The organism is Phaeobacter sp. CECT 5382 (genome assembly GCF_001457775.1).
Taxonomy (GTDB): domain Bacteria; phylum Pseudomonadota; class Alphaproteobacteria; order Rhodobacterales; family Rhodobacteraceae; genus Pseudophaeobacter.
Genome location: NZ_CYSG01000012.1, coordinates 98,759 through 114,633 on the forward strand (window position 1 = coordinate 98,759; position 15,875 = coordinate 114,633).

Annotated in this window: 11 protein-coding genes; 4 read left to right on the forward strand and 7 right to left on the reverse strand. The window is 59.9% G+C overall.

Going from position 1 to position 15,875, the window contains the following annotated elements; genetic code table 11:
- Nucleotides 1-11 precede the first annotated feature (11 nt).
- The 3 genes from PH5382_RS13640 to PH5382_RS13650 all read right to left on the reverse strand — a co-directional run bounded on the left by PH5382_RS13640 (nucleotide 12) and on the right by PH5382_RS13650 (nucleotide 5,114).
- Nucleotides 12-1,442 carry a tetratricopeptide repeat-containing sulfotransferase family protein gene (locus PH5382_RS13640; RefSeq protein ID WP_058334946.1) on the reverse strand — a complete coding sequence of 477 codons (1,431 nt, stop codon included), beginning with the start codon at nucleotides 1,440-1,442 and terminating at the stop codon, nucleotides 12-14.
- A gap of 219 nt (nucleotides 1,443-1,661) precedes the next feature.
- The gene (locus PH5382_RS13645; RefSeq protein ID WP_058334977.1) at nucleotides 1,662-3,236 is read right to left on the reverse strand and encodes a 2-isopropylmalate synthase; all 1,575 of its coding nucleotides are present in this window, start codon (nucleotides 3,234-3,236) and stop codon (nucleotides 1,662-1,664) included.
- A 405-nt stretch (nucleotides 3,237-3,641) separates the two neighbouring features.
- On the reverse strand, nucleotides 3,642-5,114 hold the full coding sequence (locus PH5382_RS13650; protein ID WP_197410049.1) for an MORN repeat-containing protein: 1,473 nt from the start codon (nucleotides 5,112-5,114) through the stop codon (nucleotides 3,642-3,644).
- A 208-nt stretch (nucleotides 5,115-5,322) separates the two neighbouring features.
- Here PH5382_RS13650 and PH5382_RS13655 point away from each other — a divergent pair, with 208 nt between their 5' ends.
- Both PH5382_RS13655 and PH5382_RS13660 read left to right on the forward strand, forming a co-directional pair.
- Entirely contained in the window at nucleotides 5,323-6,981 is a 1,659-nt protein-coding gene (locus tag PH5382_RS13655) for an NAD+ synthase (protein ID WP_058334978.1), read from the forward strand.
- Between the two features lie 195 nt (nucleotides 6,982-7,176).
- Nucleotides 7,177-8,475 carry an NAD(P)/FAD-dependent oxidoreductase gene (locus PH5382_RS13660; protein WP_058334948.1) on the forward strand — a complete coding sequence of 433 codons (1,299 nt, stop codon included), beginning with the start codon at nucleotides 7,177-7,179 and terminating at the stop codon, nucleotides 8,473-8,475.
- 53 nt (nucleotides 8,476-8,528) lie between these two features.
- On the opposite strand, the gene PH5382_RS13665 is transcribed toward PH5382_RS13660, so the two are convergent.
- On the reverse strand, nucleotides 8,529-9,464 hold the full coding sequence (locus tag PH5382_RS13665) for an MBL fold metallo-hydrolase (RefSeq protein ID WP_058334949.1): 936 nt from the start codon (nucleotides 9,462-9,464) through the stop codon (nucleotides 8,529-8,531).
- A gap of 360 nt (nucleotides 9,465-9,824) precedes the next feature.
- Between PH5382_RS13665 and gltX the strand changes: the two genes are divergently transcribed.
- The gene (gene gltX / locus PH5382_RS13670) at nucleotides 9,825-11,150 is read left to right on the forward strand and encodes a glutamate--tRNA ligase (protein WP_058334950.1); all 1,326 of its coding nucleotides are present in this window, start codon (nucleotides 9,825-9,827) and stop codon (nucleotides 11,148-11,150) included.
- A gap of 238 nt (nucleotides 11,151-11,388) precedes the next feature.
- On the opposite strand, the gene PH5382_RS13675 is transcribed toward gltX, so the two are convergent.
- Entirely contained in the window at nucleotides 11,389-11,979 is a 591-nt protein-coding gene (locus PH5382_RS13675; RefSeq protein ID WP_231751878.1) for a gamma-glutamylcyclotransferase family protein, read from the reverse strand.
- A gap of 96 nt (nucleotides 11,980-12,075) precedes the next feature.
- Here PH5382_RS13675 and PH5382_RS13680 point away from each other — a divergent pair, with 96 nt between their 5' ends.
- Nucleotides 12,076-12,525 (forward strand): RrF2 family transcriptional regulator, encoded by a 450-nt coding sequence (locus PH5382_RS13680; RefSeq protein ID WP_058334951.1) that lies wholly within the window; start codon nucleotides 12,076-12,078, stop codon nucleotides 12,523-12,525.
- A gap of 105 nt (nucleotides 12,526-12,630) precedes the next feature.
- Here PH5382_RS13680 and PH5382_RS13685 read toward each other — a convergent pair whose 3' ends face one another.
- Together PH5382_RS13685 and PH5382_RS13690 are read right to left on the reverse strand one after the other, a co-directional pair.
- Nucleotides 12,631-15,156, reverse strand: coding sequence for an ABC transporter permease (locus PH5382_RS13685; RefSeq protein WP_058334952.1), 2,526 nt, complete (start codon nucleotides 15,154-15,156; stop codon nucleotides 12,631-12,633).
- Nucleotides 15,153-15,866: an ABC transporter ATP-binding protein gene (locus PH5382_RS13690; protein WP_058334953.1), complete on the reverse strand. Its 714-nt coding sequence runs from the start codon at nucleotides 15,864-15,866 to the stop codon at nucleotides 15,153-15,155. Before PH5382_RS13690 ends, PH5382_RS13685 begins: the two co-directional genes overlap by 4 nt.
- Nucleotides 15,867-15,875: the final 9 nt, after the last annotated feature.

The following is a 15,875-nucleotide window of genomic DNA, read 5'->3' on the forward strand; positions in this document are numbered from 1 at the left end:
AATGGGCCTGACTAGGGGGTGGATAATGCGGCGTCTTGCGCCTCCCATGCCTTGATCCAGTCCCAGCCGCCCAGAGCCTCGATCAAGGGGGCCAGCTGGGCTTCAAAGGGTTTCCATTTGTCCAGCCCGGAGCGGTTTATGCCCTGTCTGACCTGCGTCAGCGAGGCGGTTTTGACTAGGCCCTTGGTGCTTTGCGGTGTCAGGCAGGCAGGATCCCAGTCGAGATCAAGGCGGGTCAGCAGGGCGCGCATCTGGGCTTCGGGGTGTTCGACCAGTTGGCGATAGGATTGCAGCTGCAGGCGTCCGCCCAGTTTTGGAATGTAGTCGATGAGGGAATCGTAGTTGGCGCGGATGAAATGGCCGATCCAGCGCAGATCCTTGCTGTAGGCGTGCCCCTCGTGAAAATTAGTGGTGAACAGCGACAGGCCGATATCCAGCGGATGGCGCATCATGAAGATAAACCGGGCTTCGGGCAGGATCATGCGGGCATAGCCCATCTCAAACAGATTCTGCGGCAGTTTGTCGATGGAAATTCGGGGCGCTGTGGCTTCCTGCGCAGACAGATGCGCCAGATAGGCATTGCGCCCGGCGCGGGCCAGAGCGGGATCGGTGTCGCTGCACCAGCTCCAGTCCTGCGCGACTGCGTTGTGCTGGCGCAGATAGGTCTGGATCGCCTTGCGGGATTCGATCAAGGCGGGGCTTTCGCCAATTGTGGTCACGTCCGGGTGGGCGTTCAGCATGGATTCCAACAACGTGGTGCCAGAGCGGGGCAGACCGACGATAAACAGAGGCTGGGCAGTGTCGCCGGTGATGGGAACCTCAGGGAGCCGTGCGGGGTCGAAGGCCTGCGCCTGCGCTGTGACCTTGGCGGCGGTTTTTGCCGGATCATACTGGCCGGAGGTCGCGTTTTTTGCCTCCTGAAAATACTGGAACGCGATGTCAGTATGTCCAGAAGAGAAGGCGACTTGTCCGAGGGTGTTGTTGACGCTCGCCAATTCAGTCTGGGTAAGATTGCCCGCAGCTATGAGCTGACGCAACCGTGCGCTGTAGGAGCTGTCCCAGGCATAGGGCGCGGCACGATAGAGTGCACTAAGGGTCAGGGCTGAGTTGGGTGTGTGCGACAGGATCGTGTCGAAGGCCTGTGCTGCGCGGGGCTTGTTGCCATTTTGCAGGCTGCGTACCGCGAGCTTACCCCAGGCGGCCAGATTGTCAGGCCAGGTTGAGACAATAGCCTCCAGAACCTCGATGCCGCGATCGGCGCGTTCAAGACCGAAATAGCAATCAGCAACCAGATCGAGCAAGCCGGGATCAGGCGGGCCACCGGCCACCAAAGGCTGCAGTGTTGCCAGAACATCCTGAAACTTCCGACTTTTCAGGAGCGGTTCATACAGATTTCTGTCAAAAGCCGCAGGTGGGATTTTGTGAGAGCTGGTCAGGGGCATGCCGAACGCCGATCACGAGAGGAGCATAAAGAACCAGCATAGCAGAGGGGTCTTTCGATGGCGTAAACGCCTGACGAGCTGAGGCTCAACAGCCCGCATCGCAAAGTACCACCAGCCCAAGAAAAAGCCGCCCATCTCCTGTGGATCAGGACCGGGCGGCTTGCTTGGGAACCATCTGACGGGGCCGCAGTCAGAGAAATTGCATCTCGTGGAGCGGCGTCAGGTCACGTCTTTGTAGGAGATCTCGCGGGTATCAGCACCTTCGCCGACCTTGCCGCGGCGCACGATGACCCGGTTTAGCGCGTTGATATAGGCCTTGGCCGAGGCCACGACCGTATCGGTATTGGCGCTTTCACCCGTAGCAATCAGGCCGTCTTCTTCCAGCCGGACAGAAACAGTCGCCTGGGCATCGGTGCCTTCTGTTACCGCGTTCACCTGATAAAGCTGCAGGCGGGCGGTGTTGGGGTAGATCTTGCGGATCGCCTTGAAGGTCGCATCAACCGGGCCGTCACCCTCGGCAATCTCGGTAACATCCACGCCATCAACTTCCATCTCGACGGTGGCCTCAGCAGGGCCGCCGGTGCCGCAGACAACCTTCATTGAGACCAGCTGCAGATGATCGTTTTCGGCATCCTCACCAGACCGCATCAGCGCGATGATATCGTCGTCAAAGACTTCCTTCTTGCGGTCGGCCAGTTCCTTGAAGCGCACAAACAGGTCTTTGAGCTGGTTGTCGCCAACCTCAAACCCCAGAGTGGAGAGTTTATCGCGCAGCGCCGCGCGGCCCGAGTGTTTGCCAAGCGGCAGCGAGGTGCCGGACAGGCCCACGTCTTCGGGACGCATGATTTCAAAGGTTTCTTTGTTCTTGAGCATGCCATCCTGGTGGATGCCGCTTTCATGGGCGAAGGCGTTTTTGCCGACGATGGCCTTGTTGAACTGCACCGAAAAGCCCGAAACCGTGGCAACGCGCCGCGAAATATGCATGATCTTTTTGGTGTCGATGCCGGTCTTCCAAGGCATGATATCATTGCGCACTTTCAGCGCCATCACCACCTCTTCGAGCGCGGTATTGCCGGCGCGTTCGCCCAGACCGTTGATGGTACATTCGATCTGACGTGCGCCACCTGCGACAGCCGCCAGCGAGTTGGCGGTCGCCATGCCAAGGTCATTGTGACAATGGGTGGCAAAGATCACTTCATCCGCGCCAGGAACCGTCTCGATCAGGCGTTTGATCAGATCAGCGCTTTCCGCAGGAGCAGTATAGCCGACAGTGTCAGGGATATTGATGGTGGTGGCACCGGCCTTGATGGCGATCTCGATCACCCGGCAAAGGTAGTCCCATTCGGTGCGGGTGGCATCCATCGGCGACCACTGCACATTGTCCACCAGATTGCGGGCATGGGTGACGGTCTCGTGGATCTTGTCGGCCATCTCATCCATCGAGAGATTGGGAATGGCGCGGTGCAGCGCTGAGGTCCCGATAAAGGTGTGGATGCGCGGCTGGGCCGATTTGCGCACCGCTTCGGCGCAGCGATCGATATCCTTGAAATTGGCGCGCGCCAGTCCACAGATCACCGCGTTCTTTGACCGCTCAGAAATCTCGCTCACAGCTTTGAAATCACCTTCAGAGGCGATCGGGAAGCCGGCTTCGATGATGTCGACACCCATATCATCCAGCAGCTCGGCAATTTCGAGCTTTTCGTCATGGGTCATGGTGGCGCCGGGGCTTTGTTCACCATCGCGCAGGGTGGTGTCGAAGATCAGCACGCGATCTTTATCAATGATATTGGTCATTTCAGTAACTTTCTTGCTCTGTCCGATATGCATGTGCCGCGATAGTTCTGGGGCTGCATGTCTTTGGGTACATTTCCTGGCGCGCAAACCTCCTCCTCTGAGCGGACGCGCCGAAAGGCACGCTCAGAGGCGGATTAGGAGCAGTAGGCCACGCAGAGACGCGCCGCGAGGAGCGGCGTCGGTCATTGGGATATCTGCGTAAACTGTCATGGGGCGATTTATACAGAGGCACCGGTGAATGAAAAGAGGGAATTGCGCCCAAACTGCAGACTTCTTTGAGGCGAGCCGCCACCTCTGCCAGCAATCTGGCAGCAAAAGGAAAGCAAAAGGAAGGGGCCACCTCAGATCAACAATGCCAGGTGGTGCGGCCAGGTGGTGAGGCAGGTATTGGGACGGCTGCCGGAATTAGTTGCCCGCTGCCGCCGCCGGAGTGTCGCCGGTGTCGGCTGTCTCGCCGTCAGCCGTGCCATCAGTCGCATTCCCTTCAGTTGCGTCCAGCGCGCCATTGTTCCAGGTGCCGCTGGTTTCCTGACCGGTGGAATAGGTCATGGTTCCAGGGCCCTGACGCTTGCCATTGACGAAATTGCCAACATAGACATCGCCATTGGCGTAGGTCGCTGTCCCCTTGCCGCTGATCTTGCCTTCGCGCCATTCGCCCTCATAGACAAAACCGCCGGGCATGGTGATCTTGCCCTGCCCGTGGCGCTGGTTGTCGGCAAAGTCGCCTACATAGATTGAGCCGTCTGGGTAGGTGACTGTTGCTTGGCCGTGGCGTTTGTCGTTCTGCCAGCCGCCCTCGTAACGGTAGCCGCTGGCGTCGGTCATCACGCCCTGGCCATGATTGCGGGCATTTTTGAACGCCCCCGTGTAGGTGATGCCATTGGCATAGGTCGCGGTGCCGGTACCTTCGATGACTCCGGCAATCCAATCGCCCTCATAGGTGGAGCCATCGGGGTAGGTGATCTTGCCTGTCCCATGCGACAGGTCGTCCTGAAACTGCCCGACATAGACCGATCCGTCGGGATAGGTGACGCGGCCTTCACCCTCGATCTGGCCTGCCAGCCAGTCGCCGGTGTAGGTATAGCCATCGGTCTTGGTGAAAGTGCCGGTGCCATGGCGCAGGTCGTCTTCGAACATGCCCTCGTAGGTGTCGCCGTTGGCGTGCGTCTGCAGGCCGATGCCCTGACGGCGTCCCTGATCCAGAGGCCCCGTATAGGTGTCGCCATTGGGTTGGGTCAGGGTGCCGGTCCCATGCATCTGGTTGTTGGCCCAGCCGCCCTCATAGCGCAGCCCGTCGGGCATCTCCAAAAGGCCTGTCCCGTGCAGCTCGCCGTCCACAATCGCACCGGTGTAGCTGGCCCCGTCGGGATAGGTGATCGTGGCTTCGCCTTCTTTGCGGCCCTCGATCCAGTCGCCATTGTATTCATAGCCGCCGGGGTTCTGCATCACGCCCTTGCCGTGGTGCTGCCCGTCAACAAAGTTTCCCTCGTAGCGCACGCCGTTTGCGTAGATGGCAACGCCTTGACCATTGATCACACCGTCGTGCCATTCACCCTCGTAGGTGCCGCCGTCCGACAGGGTGATTTTGCCGAGGCCTTCGGGTTTGCCCTTGGCGAATTCACCCTCGTAGACGGACCCGTTGGGAAAGCGCGCCACACCGGTGCCGCGAATTTCGCCATCGATCCACTGACCAGAGTATTCATAGCCATTGGGCAGCTTATAGGTTCCGGTGCCATGCTGCAGCCCGCCTTTGAAGGTGCCCTCATAGACGCCGCCGATTTCATCCTGTCTGGTGATGACCTTGTCATCCTGTGCCCGGGCAGGAGTCGCCAGGGCCAGAACGCAGAGTGTTGCAAGGGTGGTGCCGAAACGAGTCATGTAAATCGACATGTGAACCGCCATGAAAACCTCTATCTGCCCCGAACCACCTTTGGGGCGGGTGGGGGATTGCTTCTGCGAATGGGTTACTTGCTGGGAAACTATGCGAGCGCAAAGCTTGTCGCAATGTCTTTTGCGCTCGCCCCTTTTCCTTGGCTGATGATCTGATACACGACAGGGAAGAAGTTTTGCAAAGGGCATGTGCAATATGGCAGATCGTTTCCGCGTGACACTGGCGCAGTTGAATCCCACGGTTGGGGATATTGTCGGCAATGCCGCCAAGGCGCGCAGGGCCTGGCAGGCCGGGCTTGCAGCAAGCGCTGATCTGGTGGCGCTGCCCGAAATGTTCCTGACTGGCTATAATACCCAGGATCTGGTGATGAAGCCGGTGTTCCATCAGGCTGCCATGGCTGCAGCGGCGCAGCTGGCGATTGATTGCGCCTCAGGACCAGCCTTGGCAATCGGCTGCCCCTGGGCCGAAGATGGCAAGCTGTATAACTCCTATCTGATCCTCAAGGATGGCAAAATCGCCTCGCGCTGCCTGAAACATCACCTGCCCAATGAGACGGTTTTTGACGAGGTGCGGATCTTTGATGCCGGCCCTCTTGGTGGGCCCTATGCTGTCGGCGACACCCGGATCGGCAGCCCAATTTGCGAGGATGGCTGGCATCCTGATGTGGCGGAAACGCTGCAGGAGACCGGCGCCGAATTTCTGTTGATCCCCAATGGGTCGCCCTATTTTCGCAACAAGATGGAAGTGCGGCAGAATTTCATGGTGGCCCGTGCGGTCGAGACTGGCCTGCCGGTGATCTACCTCAATATGGTGGGCGGGCAGGATGATCAGGTCTTTGATGGCGGCACCTTCGTGGTGCAGCCTAATGGTGCCCTAGCGTTGCAGATGCCGGTCTTTGACGAGGCGATTACCCAGCTGGATCTGGAACGCACCTCCGAGGGCTGGCGCGCGGTTGAGGGAGAAAAAGCGCATCTGCCTGATGAATGGGAGCAAGACTACCGCGTCATGGTCGAGTCCCTGCGCGACTACATGGGCAAGACCGGTTTCAAAAAAGTGCTGTTGGGGCTTTCCGGTGGGGTGGATTCCGCCATTGTTGCCGCCATCGCCGTCGATGCCCTTGGCGCCGACAATGTGCGCTGTGTGATGCTGCCGTCGGAATATACCAGCCAGGAATCGCTCGACGATGCCGAAGCCGTGGCCAAGGCGCTGGGCGTGCACTACGACTATGTGCCGATCTCGGAGGGACGCAGTGCCATCACCAATACGCTGGCGCCGCTGTTTGCCGGGCGCGAAGCAGACGTCACCGAGGAAAACATCCAGTCCCGCCTGCGTGGGCTTTTGCTGATGGCGATGTCGAACAAATTTGGTGAGATGCTGCTGACCACCGGTAATAAATCCGAAGTCGCCGTGGGCTATGCCACCATCTATGGCGACATGAATGGCGGCTACAACCCGATCAAGGATCTGTATAAAACCCGCGTGTTTGAAACCTGCCGCTGGCGCAATGCCAATCACCTTCCCTGGATGATGGGTCCGGCTGCTGAGGTCATTCGTCCCAATGTGATCGACAAGCCGCCCACCGCCGAGCTGCGCGATGATCAGAAAGACAGCGACAGCCTGCCGGATTACCCCGAACTGGATGCGATTCTTGATATTCTGGTGGATCAGGAGGGCTCGATTGCGGATTGCGTCGCCAAAGGTTTCGCGCGCGAAACAGTCAAACGGGTCGAACATCTGATCTACATCAGTGAATACAAGCGCTTTCAATCCGCCCCGGGTGCCCGGCTGACGCCGCGGGCCTTCTGGCTTGATCGTCGCTACCCAATTGTCAATCGTTTTCGCGATGGCAGTTAAGAATTTCCTGTGACGAAACGGCATCCCCTTTCGGTGCGAATGAGGGTTTTTCATTTGATTTAAAAGGTTTTTTTCTGTGTTCTTGAGGCTGAAAAGCGTAATGATGCGTCTCAAAAATCACATTTTGTTCCCCAGGGTCCGGAGCGCGGTTTTGTCCCCTAGACCCAGGGCGCATGGCGCGGCATAGACCTGCGCATGCCTGGACCTAAGCTGCCTCATTTCCAAGCCGATCTTGCTCTGCCCAAACGCGTCGATGCGGTTGTTATCGGCGGTGGCATCATTGGTGCTTCCACCGCGCTCGAACTTGCCGAGCGGGGCCATTCCGTTCTGCTTTGTGAAAAGGGCCAGATTGCCGGTGAGCAAAGCTCGCGCAACTGGGGCTGGGTGCGCATTTCACAGCGTGACCCGCGTGAATTGCCGCTGATGGTTGAGGCGATGAAGATTTGGGAAGGTCTGGACGCCCGCACCGGTCAGCCAACCGGATACCAGCGCTCGGGTATCGTCTATACCGCAGAGCGCGCCCGCGACGAGGCCAAGCTGGAAGCCTGGGCACCGCATCTTGCGGAAATGGATCTTCCTGCTCAAATGCTGCGTGGCGAACAGTTGCAAAAGGTTATGCCGGGCCACCAGGGCAAGGTGATTTCCGGGTATCATACGCCACTGGATGGCCGCGCGGAGCCTCAGCTGGCAACCCATGCGATTGCCACGGCAGCACAGGCGGCGGGCGCGCGGATCATGACAGAATGCGCCGTGCGTTCGGTCGAGACCGAAGCCGGGCGCATCAGTGGTGTGATGACCGAACGGGGCCGGGTGGCTTGTTCGGCGGTGGTTGTTGCTAGTGGCGCCTGGTCACGTCTGTTCTTGGGCAATGCGGGGGTATCGCTGCCGCAGTTAAAAGTGCTGAATTCCGTTCTTCGCACCTCGGCGGTGCAGGGGGGGCCGGAGACGGCGATCTGGACCGACGGGTTTTCGCTGCGCAAGCGACTGGATGGGGGCTATACCATCGCCAATGGCACTGAAAACATTGTGGATCTGGTGCCTGACAGCCTGCGACTGGGGCTGAAATTCCTGCCCAGCTATCTGCAGGAATGGCGGTCGCTTCAGTTCCGTCTGTCGGGGCGCTGGCGCGAAGAGGCCAGCCAGGACCGACGCTGGTCGCCGCATCAGACCACTCCGTTTGAAAAAACACGGGTGCTGGATCCTGCACCCTCACAAAAGGCTATCAAGCAGGGCTTGGAAGCCGCGCAGAAAGCCTTTCCGGTCTTGCAGGGCGTCGACGTCGTGCAAAGCTGGGGCGGATTGATTGATGTGACACCAGATGCGGTGCCGGTGATTTCACAGGTGGATGATCTGCCAGGCCTGTTCATATCCACCGGTTACAGCGGCCATGGCTTTGGCATTGGCCCGGCTGCAGGACGTTTGACCGCGGATCTGGTCACTGGCGACGCGCCGGTGGTGGACCCGCATGCGTTCCGCCTGTCGCGTTTTGGCTGAAAAGCTGACCGGGCAGTGGTGCAATTGTACCCGGATCAGTTGATCTATGGGGCTCAGCCCATCATCTGATAGCTCACCGGCACAAAGCGAAAACCGGAGCCCCGTGTTTCCACAAAACCGGCAGCCGGGAAGGGCATGTGATAGCCGATCATCGGCGTACGCGTGCTGGCCAGCATGTCGAGTATCTTGCGACGTGATGTGGTTGCCGCCTCTTTGTCCATGTCGAATTTGACCTCCCATTCAGGATGGGCAAAGGACCAGACATAGTGGTTGGCCAGATCCGCTGTCAGCATCAGCTGCTGCCCGTCGCTTTCCAGCATATATCCCATATGGCCCGGGGTATGCCCAAAGCTGGCCATGGCATTGATGCCCGACGCGACTGTGCCGCTGTCCTCCAGAAACGAGAGCTTTTCAGCAAAAGGCGTCACTTTCTGAGCCATCAGATCGCCAATGCGATGGCCTTCGTCTTGTGCGTGCCAGAAATCATATTCCTGACGGCCGGTGACATAGCGGGCCTTGGAGAAGGTTTCCGCCCCATCCGTGGTCATGCCGCCAATATGATCTGGGTGCATATGGGTGATCACCACAACGTCGATATCCTGCGGTGTCAGACCAACCTCAGCGAGGGCCATCTGGATGCCGCCCTGACCCAGACCGGTATCAAACAGGATCTTTTCTTTGCCGGTATCCACCAGTGTCGGCGTAAAGAAGAACTGCGCCTGATCGGTCGGAATAAAATTCTGCGCCGAGGTTTCGGCGAATTCTGCATCACTTGCCCCGCCGCCAAAAATGGCCTTGGAGTCCCCCACAGGGCGGCTGCCGTCCAAAAGGGCGGTCACCGTAAAGCTACCAAGTTTGAAGCTGCGCGTATGAGATGCCGGGGCTTTTGAACCCGCAGAGCTGGCGGAACTGGCACTGCGGGCGGTTGCGGCCAGGGGGAGGGCAGCAGCGGCGGCAAGGGCGGTTCGGCGAGTAAATTTCAGTGTCATGAGAAGTCCTCTCTGCAGGGGCGCGATGGGTAGGCTTTCGTGTTTAGTGGCGTTTCCAAGTTTGCCAGGAATTTAGCTTGTGCAGTTGGTGGTGTCTTGCTTGCCGGTTGTGAGCTTAGCTCAGCATGGCATAAAACCAAGCTGTTTGATGCGGATTTCACGCAACTGTGTGCTTGAAAAAAGTGCTTGAAAAAACGAGCCCCTGATCCGCGCTACACCATCGGAAATTGGTAAAGGCATCATAGACAGAAGCGCAGACTTTGTTGACGGTTTGAGGGGGGCGGATACAAAGGGCCATGGCTTGCAAAACTGGACAAAGCCGCGCCCATGTGAGATGGGCAAGGCAACAGGAGACATGTGATGACCACCACCCGTTTTGCCCCATCGCCCACTGGCTATATCCATGTAGGCAACCTGCGCACCGCGCTGATGAACTATCTGATCGCCCGCAAGGCTGGCGGCGAGTTTATTTTGCGCATCGATGATACCGATCCTGAGCGGTCGAAAGAAGAATATGTCGATGCCATCAAACAGGACCTGGAATGGCTTGGCCTGACCTGGGACCGGATCGAGCGCCAGTCTGAGCGGCTGGAGCGTTATGTCGCCGCCGCAGATGAGCTGCGCCGCATCGGTCGCTTTTACGAGGCCTTCGAGACCCCGACCGAGCTGGATCTGAAGCGCAAGAAGCAGCTCAACATGGGCAAGCCTCCGGTCTATGACCGTGCCGCCCTGGCACTGTCGGAAGATGAAAAAACCGCCCTGCGCGCTGAGCGTGGCAATGGTGTCTGGCGCTTCAAGCTGGATCACGAGCGCATTGAGTGGTGCGATGGTGTGCTGGGCGATATCTCGATTGATGCGGCCTCGGTGTCGGATCCGGTGCTGATCCGCGGCGATGGTCAGTTTCTCTATACGCTGGCCTCTGTGGTGGATGACACCGAGATGGGCGTGACCAATGTTGTGCGTGGCTCGGACCATGTGACCAATACGGCGACCCAGATCCAGATCATCAAGGCGCTTGGTGGCACTGTGCCCGCATTTGCCCATCACTCGCTGCTGACCGGACCACAAGGCGAAGCGCTGTCCAAGCGGCTTGGCACCCTGGCGCTGCGTGATCTGCGCGAAGCAGGCGTGCAGCCGATGGCTCTGCTCAGCCTGATGGCGCGTCTTGGTTCGTCCGATCCGGTGGAAGTGCGCGGCGAGATGGCAGAGCTGATCGAGGGCTTTGACATCAACCGTTTTGGTGCGGCCCCGACCAAATTCGATGTCGAGGATCTCTATCCGCTGACCGCGCGCTATCTGCAGTCGCTGTCGCTGGAGGATGTGAAATCTCATGTGGAGGCCCTGGGCGTTCCGGCTGAAAAGCAGGCGGATTTCTGGGCCATGGCGAAAGAAAACATCACCACGCTGAAGGATCTGGCGGGCTGGTGGGAGCTGTGCCGTGATGGTGCCGAGCCTTTGGTCGACGAGGAAGACAAGGACTTCATCGCCGAAGCCATGGCGCTGCTGCCGGCAGGTCCCTACGACGGTGACAGCTGGAAAACCTGGACCACTGCAGTGAAAGAGGCAACCGGCCGCAAGGGCAAGGGTTTGTTCATGCCACTACGCAAGGCGGTCAGTGGTCGCGAACGTGGTCCCGACATGAGCGCGCTTCTAGCACTGATGGAAGTCGTCCGCGCTCGCGGATGATTTAGGAAATCGGTATCCATTGCCGACGCAGGAAATATGGAAGGCGGCCCCGCACGGGGTCGCCTTTTTTCGTAACTTGAAACGTACCGGTGGGGCTCCCGCCTGTTCTGCCCCATTCAAAGAATGGGACGACACAGTTGGGCCCAGCGCCGGGCGGAGCCCGGCGCGGTCGGCGGTGGCAAGCCGGGCTAAGCTTTCAACACTGAGCTTTCAACAGTGAACCTTAGAAACGGCGCCTTCAGTCGAGGATGCGGGCCTCGAGCAAGGCAAGGTGGTGATCTACCAGTTCTGTCTCGGTCGCGGACATGCGCTGATGCCGCGGGTAGCGGGGCTTGGCGCGGTCATTCAGGATCGGACTCTCCCAGCCCTGCGTTGTGGCAAAGAAATCCGCTACGCCGGTCTCACCAAAAACCTCCAGATAGCCCTGAACCACCACATCCAGATAGCTGAGCAGGATCGGGTGACGCAGACTGCCCTGATCCTGGTGGCTGGACCGCACTGCATAGACAGAGATTTCGGCTGTCTGGTCTAGGCCGTGTTGCACGGCAGCGCTGGCCGGGACCCGGTCGTAAGCGAATTCGCGGGCATCCAGTGCCTGCCAATCGGCACCCGGGACGGCGGCGATCAAGCCATCTATTTCCTGCTCGGGGGCCGGAACCGCTGTGAGAAAGGCAACATCGCGCAGGCCCGTATGGCACCAGCTGCGTTGCCAGCCGCGCAGGCGGGCGGGTTGCGGATCCAGGTAGTCATGGGTCGCAGTGTTCACCAGGCTGCCATAGCCAAAGAAGTAGGGGGTGCTCATCGTCTGTGCTGCCATTTGTGCTGCCATTCCGTTTTTTGAAGCTTGTCCAATTGATGTATGTCAAACCGCTTTTTGTTGACCCGTGCAATAAGAGACCACCTTAACTGTTGCGGGAGCTAAGCCATGCGCATTACCAAAAGGACCAATATCGCCGTCCGCCTGCTGATGTATTGCGCGGCGAACGCGGGCCGTCTGGTGACCAAATCCGAAATTGCCGAGTGCTGCAATATCTCGGAAAACCATCTGGCACAGGTGATCAACCAGCTTAGCCAGCTTGGGTATTTGCATACTCAAAGGGGGCGCAACGGCGGGATGAGCCTGGGGCGTGCGCCTGCGGAGATCCAGATCGGTGATGTGTTTCGTCATGTCGAAGGTGCCTTGCCGATGGTGGAGTGTTTCGCCGATGCCGATAATACATGCCCGCTGACGGATGCCTGTCGGTTGCGGCTGGCACTGGCGGATGCAGCGCAGGCTTTTTATGCTTCACTGGATGATATCACATTGGAATCGCTGGTCTGCGACAACCATGATCTGATGCGTATCTTGCAACCTGTGGCCTGCGGCACTCGGTAGTTCGACCCTTTCAGTAATGATTTCTTGCGGTCTTTTGATCGTCCAAACCCAGGCTTTGATGCGCCTGGGTTTGTTTTATCTGGGTTCGTGTCGCGCCATAAACCCCTAATCACGGGCGCGCAGAATGCGGGCCGGACGAGCCGCCAGTGGCCGCCAGGCAAAGACCAGCCCCGCCAGCAAGGTCGTCAAAATGCCGCCAGAGATCACAGCGATAGCATTTGGCCAAATCACCACATAGCTGGTTTCAAAGACATAGACGTTGATGGCCCAGGCTCCGGCGATGCCGGCGCTCAGCGCGACCAGACCGGCGCCTGCGCCCAGAATGATCGAGCGCAGCGCAAAGCTGGCAAGGATGCGCGCGCGGGGCGCCCCGAGAGTTTTCAGCAGGGCTGCTTCGTAGCGGCGGGCGGGCTCCCCTGCGGCGGCGGTGCCCAGCAGGACCAAAAAACCGGTGAGCAGGGTCGCCGCAGCGCCATAGCTGGTGGCGGCAGCCAGCTGGCGCAGGATATCCGACACCCGGTCGATGGCATCGCGCACCCGGATGGCAGTGATATTGGGCATCTCGCGGGCCAGATCCCGTAGGATCTGCGCCTCTGCCTGGGTTTCTGCATAGACCGTTGCGATATAGCTGTGCGGCGCTCCGGCCAGGGCAGCCTCGTTTAGAGTGAGGACAAAGCCCATACCGGCGGTGGAGAAATCCACATTGCGGAAACTGGTGATTTCGGCCTGAATGTCGCGCCCCAGCACGTTGAGCGTGATGGTGTCGCCCAGCGACAACCCCAGCTCTTCGGCCTCTTCAGCCGCAAAGCTGACTTGGGGCGGGCCGGTGTAGTCCTCGGCCCACCAGCTGCCAGCCACGACCTCGGTGCCCTTGGGCTGGGCGGCGGCATAGGTTACGCCACGATCGCCGCGTACCACCCAGTGATCGCCGGCGACCTCCTGTGCGGGGGTGCCGTTGATCTTGGTGATGACGGCGCGCAACATCGGAGCACTTTCGACCTTGCTGACGGCGGGGTCGTTTTCGACACGTTGCAAAAAGGCGGGCATCTGGTCGCGCTGGATATCAACAAAGAAGTATGAGGGTGCCACATCGGGCAGGTTCCCTGCGATGGCGCGGCGCATATTGCCGTCGATCTGGCCAATGGCGGCCAGCACCGAAAGCCCCAGGCCCAGGGCCAGAACGGCAGGTACGGCCCCATCGCGCGAGGTGCCGATGGCGGCCAGCGCCCAACGCAGGGCGGGGCGTCCGCGCGCGATGTGTGATCCACGCCGGGCCAGCCAGCCGAGGCCAAGGGCGGCAACTAGCAGCACCAGCAGCGCACCTATCAGGCCGCCAGCCGTCCAGAGCGTCAGCTGTGCCGATCCGGAAAACCAGGCAGCAGATCCCACCAGGGCAGCCAGTGCCAGTGCGGTTGCCAGCATGTAGCGCAGGGCGGGAAGGCGGCTCACCTCGCCCAAGGCGCCGCGAAACAAGGAAGCCGCGCGGATGCGTTCGGCGCGGGCCAAGGGCCAAAGCGCAAAGATGAAAGCGGTGAGGAAGCCATAGAGGGCTGCTTCAACCAGTGCAGAAGGATACAGCGAAAAGACGGCCGGAAAGGGCAGCTGCGCCGCAATCAGTGGACCAAGCAGAACCGGCCCCAGCCCGCCGAGGGCCAGACCAATGAAGACCCCCAGAAGCGTCAAAGCGCCGATCTGTAGGAAATACGTCACAAAGATCACCTGACGGTCCGCGCCCAGGGTGCGCAGTGTGGCGATGGTTTCGGTCTTGGTCGCGAGGTAAGCGCGCACGGCGGCAGAAACACCAACCCCGCCCACGGCCAGACCAGACAGCCCAACCAGTACCAGGAAACCACCCAGACGTTCGACAAAGGTGGCAATGCCGGGCGCACCGTTGCGGGCATCGCGCCAGCGCATACCGTTGTCTTCGAATTGGGCGCGGGCCTCGGCCTGCAGGCTATCCAGATCGACATTCGCAGGCAGCGTCAGCCGGTATTTGGTGGAAAACAGTGAGCCCGGTGCCAGCAGGCCAGAGCCTTCGAGTGCGGGTAGGGCAACCAATGTGCGCGGCCCCAGCGCAAAGCCGGAGGCAGCAGCGTCGGGCTCAGCCGTGATGGTGGCCATCAGAACAAAATCGCGGGTGCCAAAGCGCACAGTATCACCGGGGGCGAGGCCAAGGCGATCAGCCAGAACCGGCATCATGGCAACACCGGGCAGGGAGCCATTTCCGGCCAGCGCATCTGCCAGTGAGATATCCGGCTGCAGCTTGAGTGTGCCTGCCAGCGGATAGGCGGTATCCACAGCCTTCACCTGCGTCAGGGCGCGTTCCTCTCCCAGGGTTGCCATGGATCTAAACTCGACCACCTGCGATACGGCACCGGCCTTGGAGGCCATCCAGGCGCGCTCTTCTTCATTGGCAAAACGATAGGTGAAGGTCATTTCCGCATCGCCCCCCAAAAGGCTTGCGCCTTCCTGTGTCAGTCCCGCCTCGATCGAGGCGCGGATGGAGCCGATGGCGGCGATGACGGCCACACCAAGGGCGAGACAGGCGAGAAAGATACGAAACCCTTTGAGACCGCCGCGCAATTCGCGCAGGGCAAAACACCAGGCCAGACGCAGCGACGAGGGGGTCATTCGGCCGCCTCGGTTGTTGCGGCAGAAACGGTATCTGCGAGGCGGCCATCGCGCAGGCGCACCACACGGTCGCAGCGTTCGGCGAGCTCGGGTGCATGGGTGACCATAACTAGGGTCGCGCCGGACCGGTCACGCAGCCCAAACAGCAGATCCATTACAGCGGCACCATTTGCCTCATCCAAATTCCCTGTGGGCTCATCCGCGAGCAGAATTGCGGGGCGCGGCGCCAAGGCGCGGGCCAGGGCGACGCGCTGCTGTTCACCGCCAGAGAGTTGCGCCGGAAAGTGCCCGGCACGATGGCCAAGACCCACGGCCTCGAGCTCTGCCAGGGCGATGTCAAAGGCATCGCTGCGGCCTGCCAGTTCCAGCGGTGTTGCGACATTTTCCAACGCAGTCATGGTCGGGATCAGATGGAAGCTTTGGAAGACGACGCCCATGTGATCACGGCGAAACCGCGCCAGTGCGTCCTCGTTCATGGTGGTGAGATCCTGCCCCAGCGCCGAAATATGGCCGCCGGTTGCCAGCTCCAGCCCGCCCATCAGCATCAGCAGCGAGGATTTGCCCGACCCAGAGGGGCCGATCAGGCCCAGCGTCTCTCCCTTGGCGACATCCAGCGAGATATCCTGAAGAATTCGCACCGGTCCGGTATTGCCATTCAGCGTCAAAGACGCATCTTTGAGGTGAAGAACGGGTGGGGATGTCTTTGTCATTATGCCGCG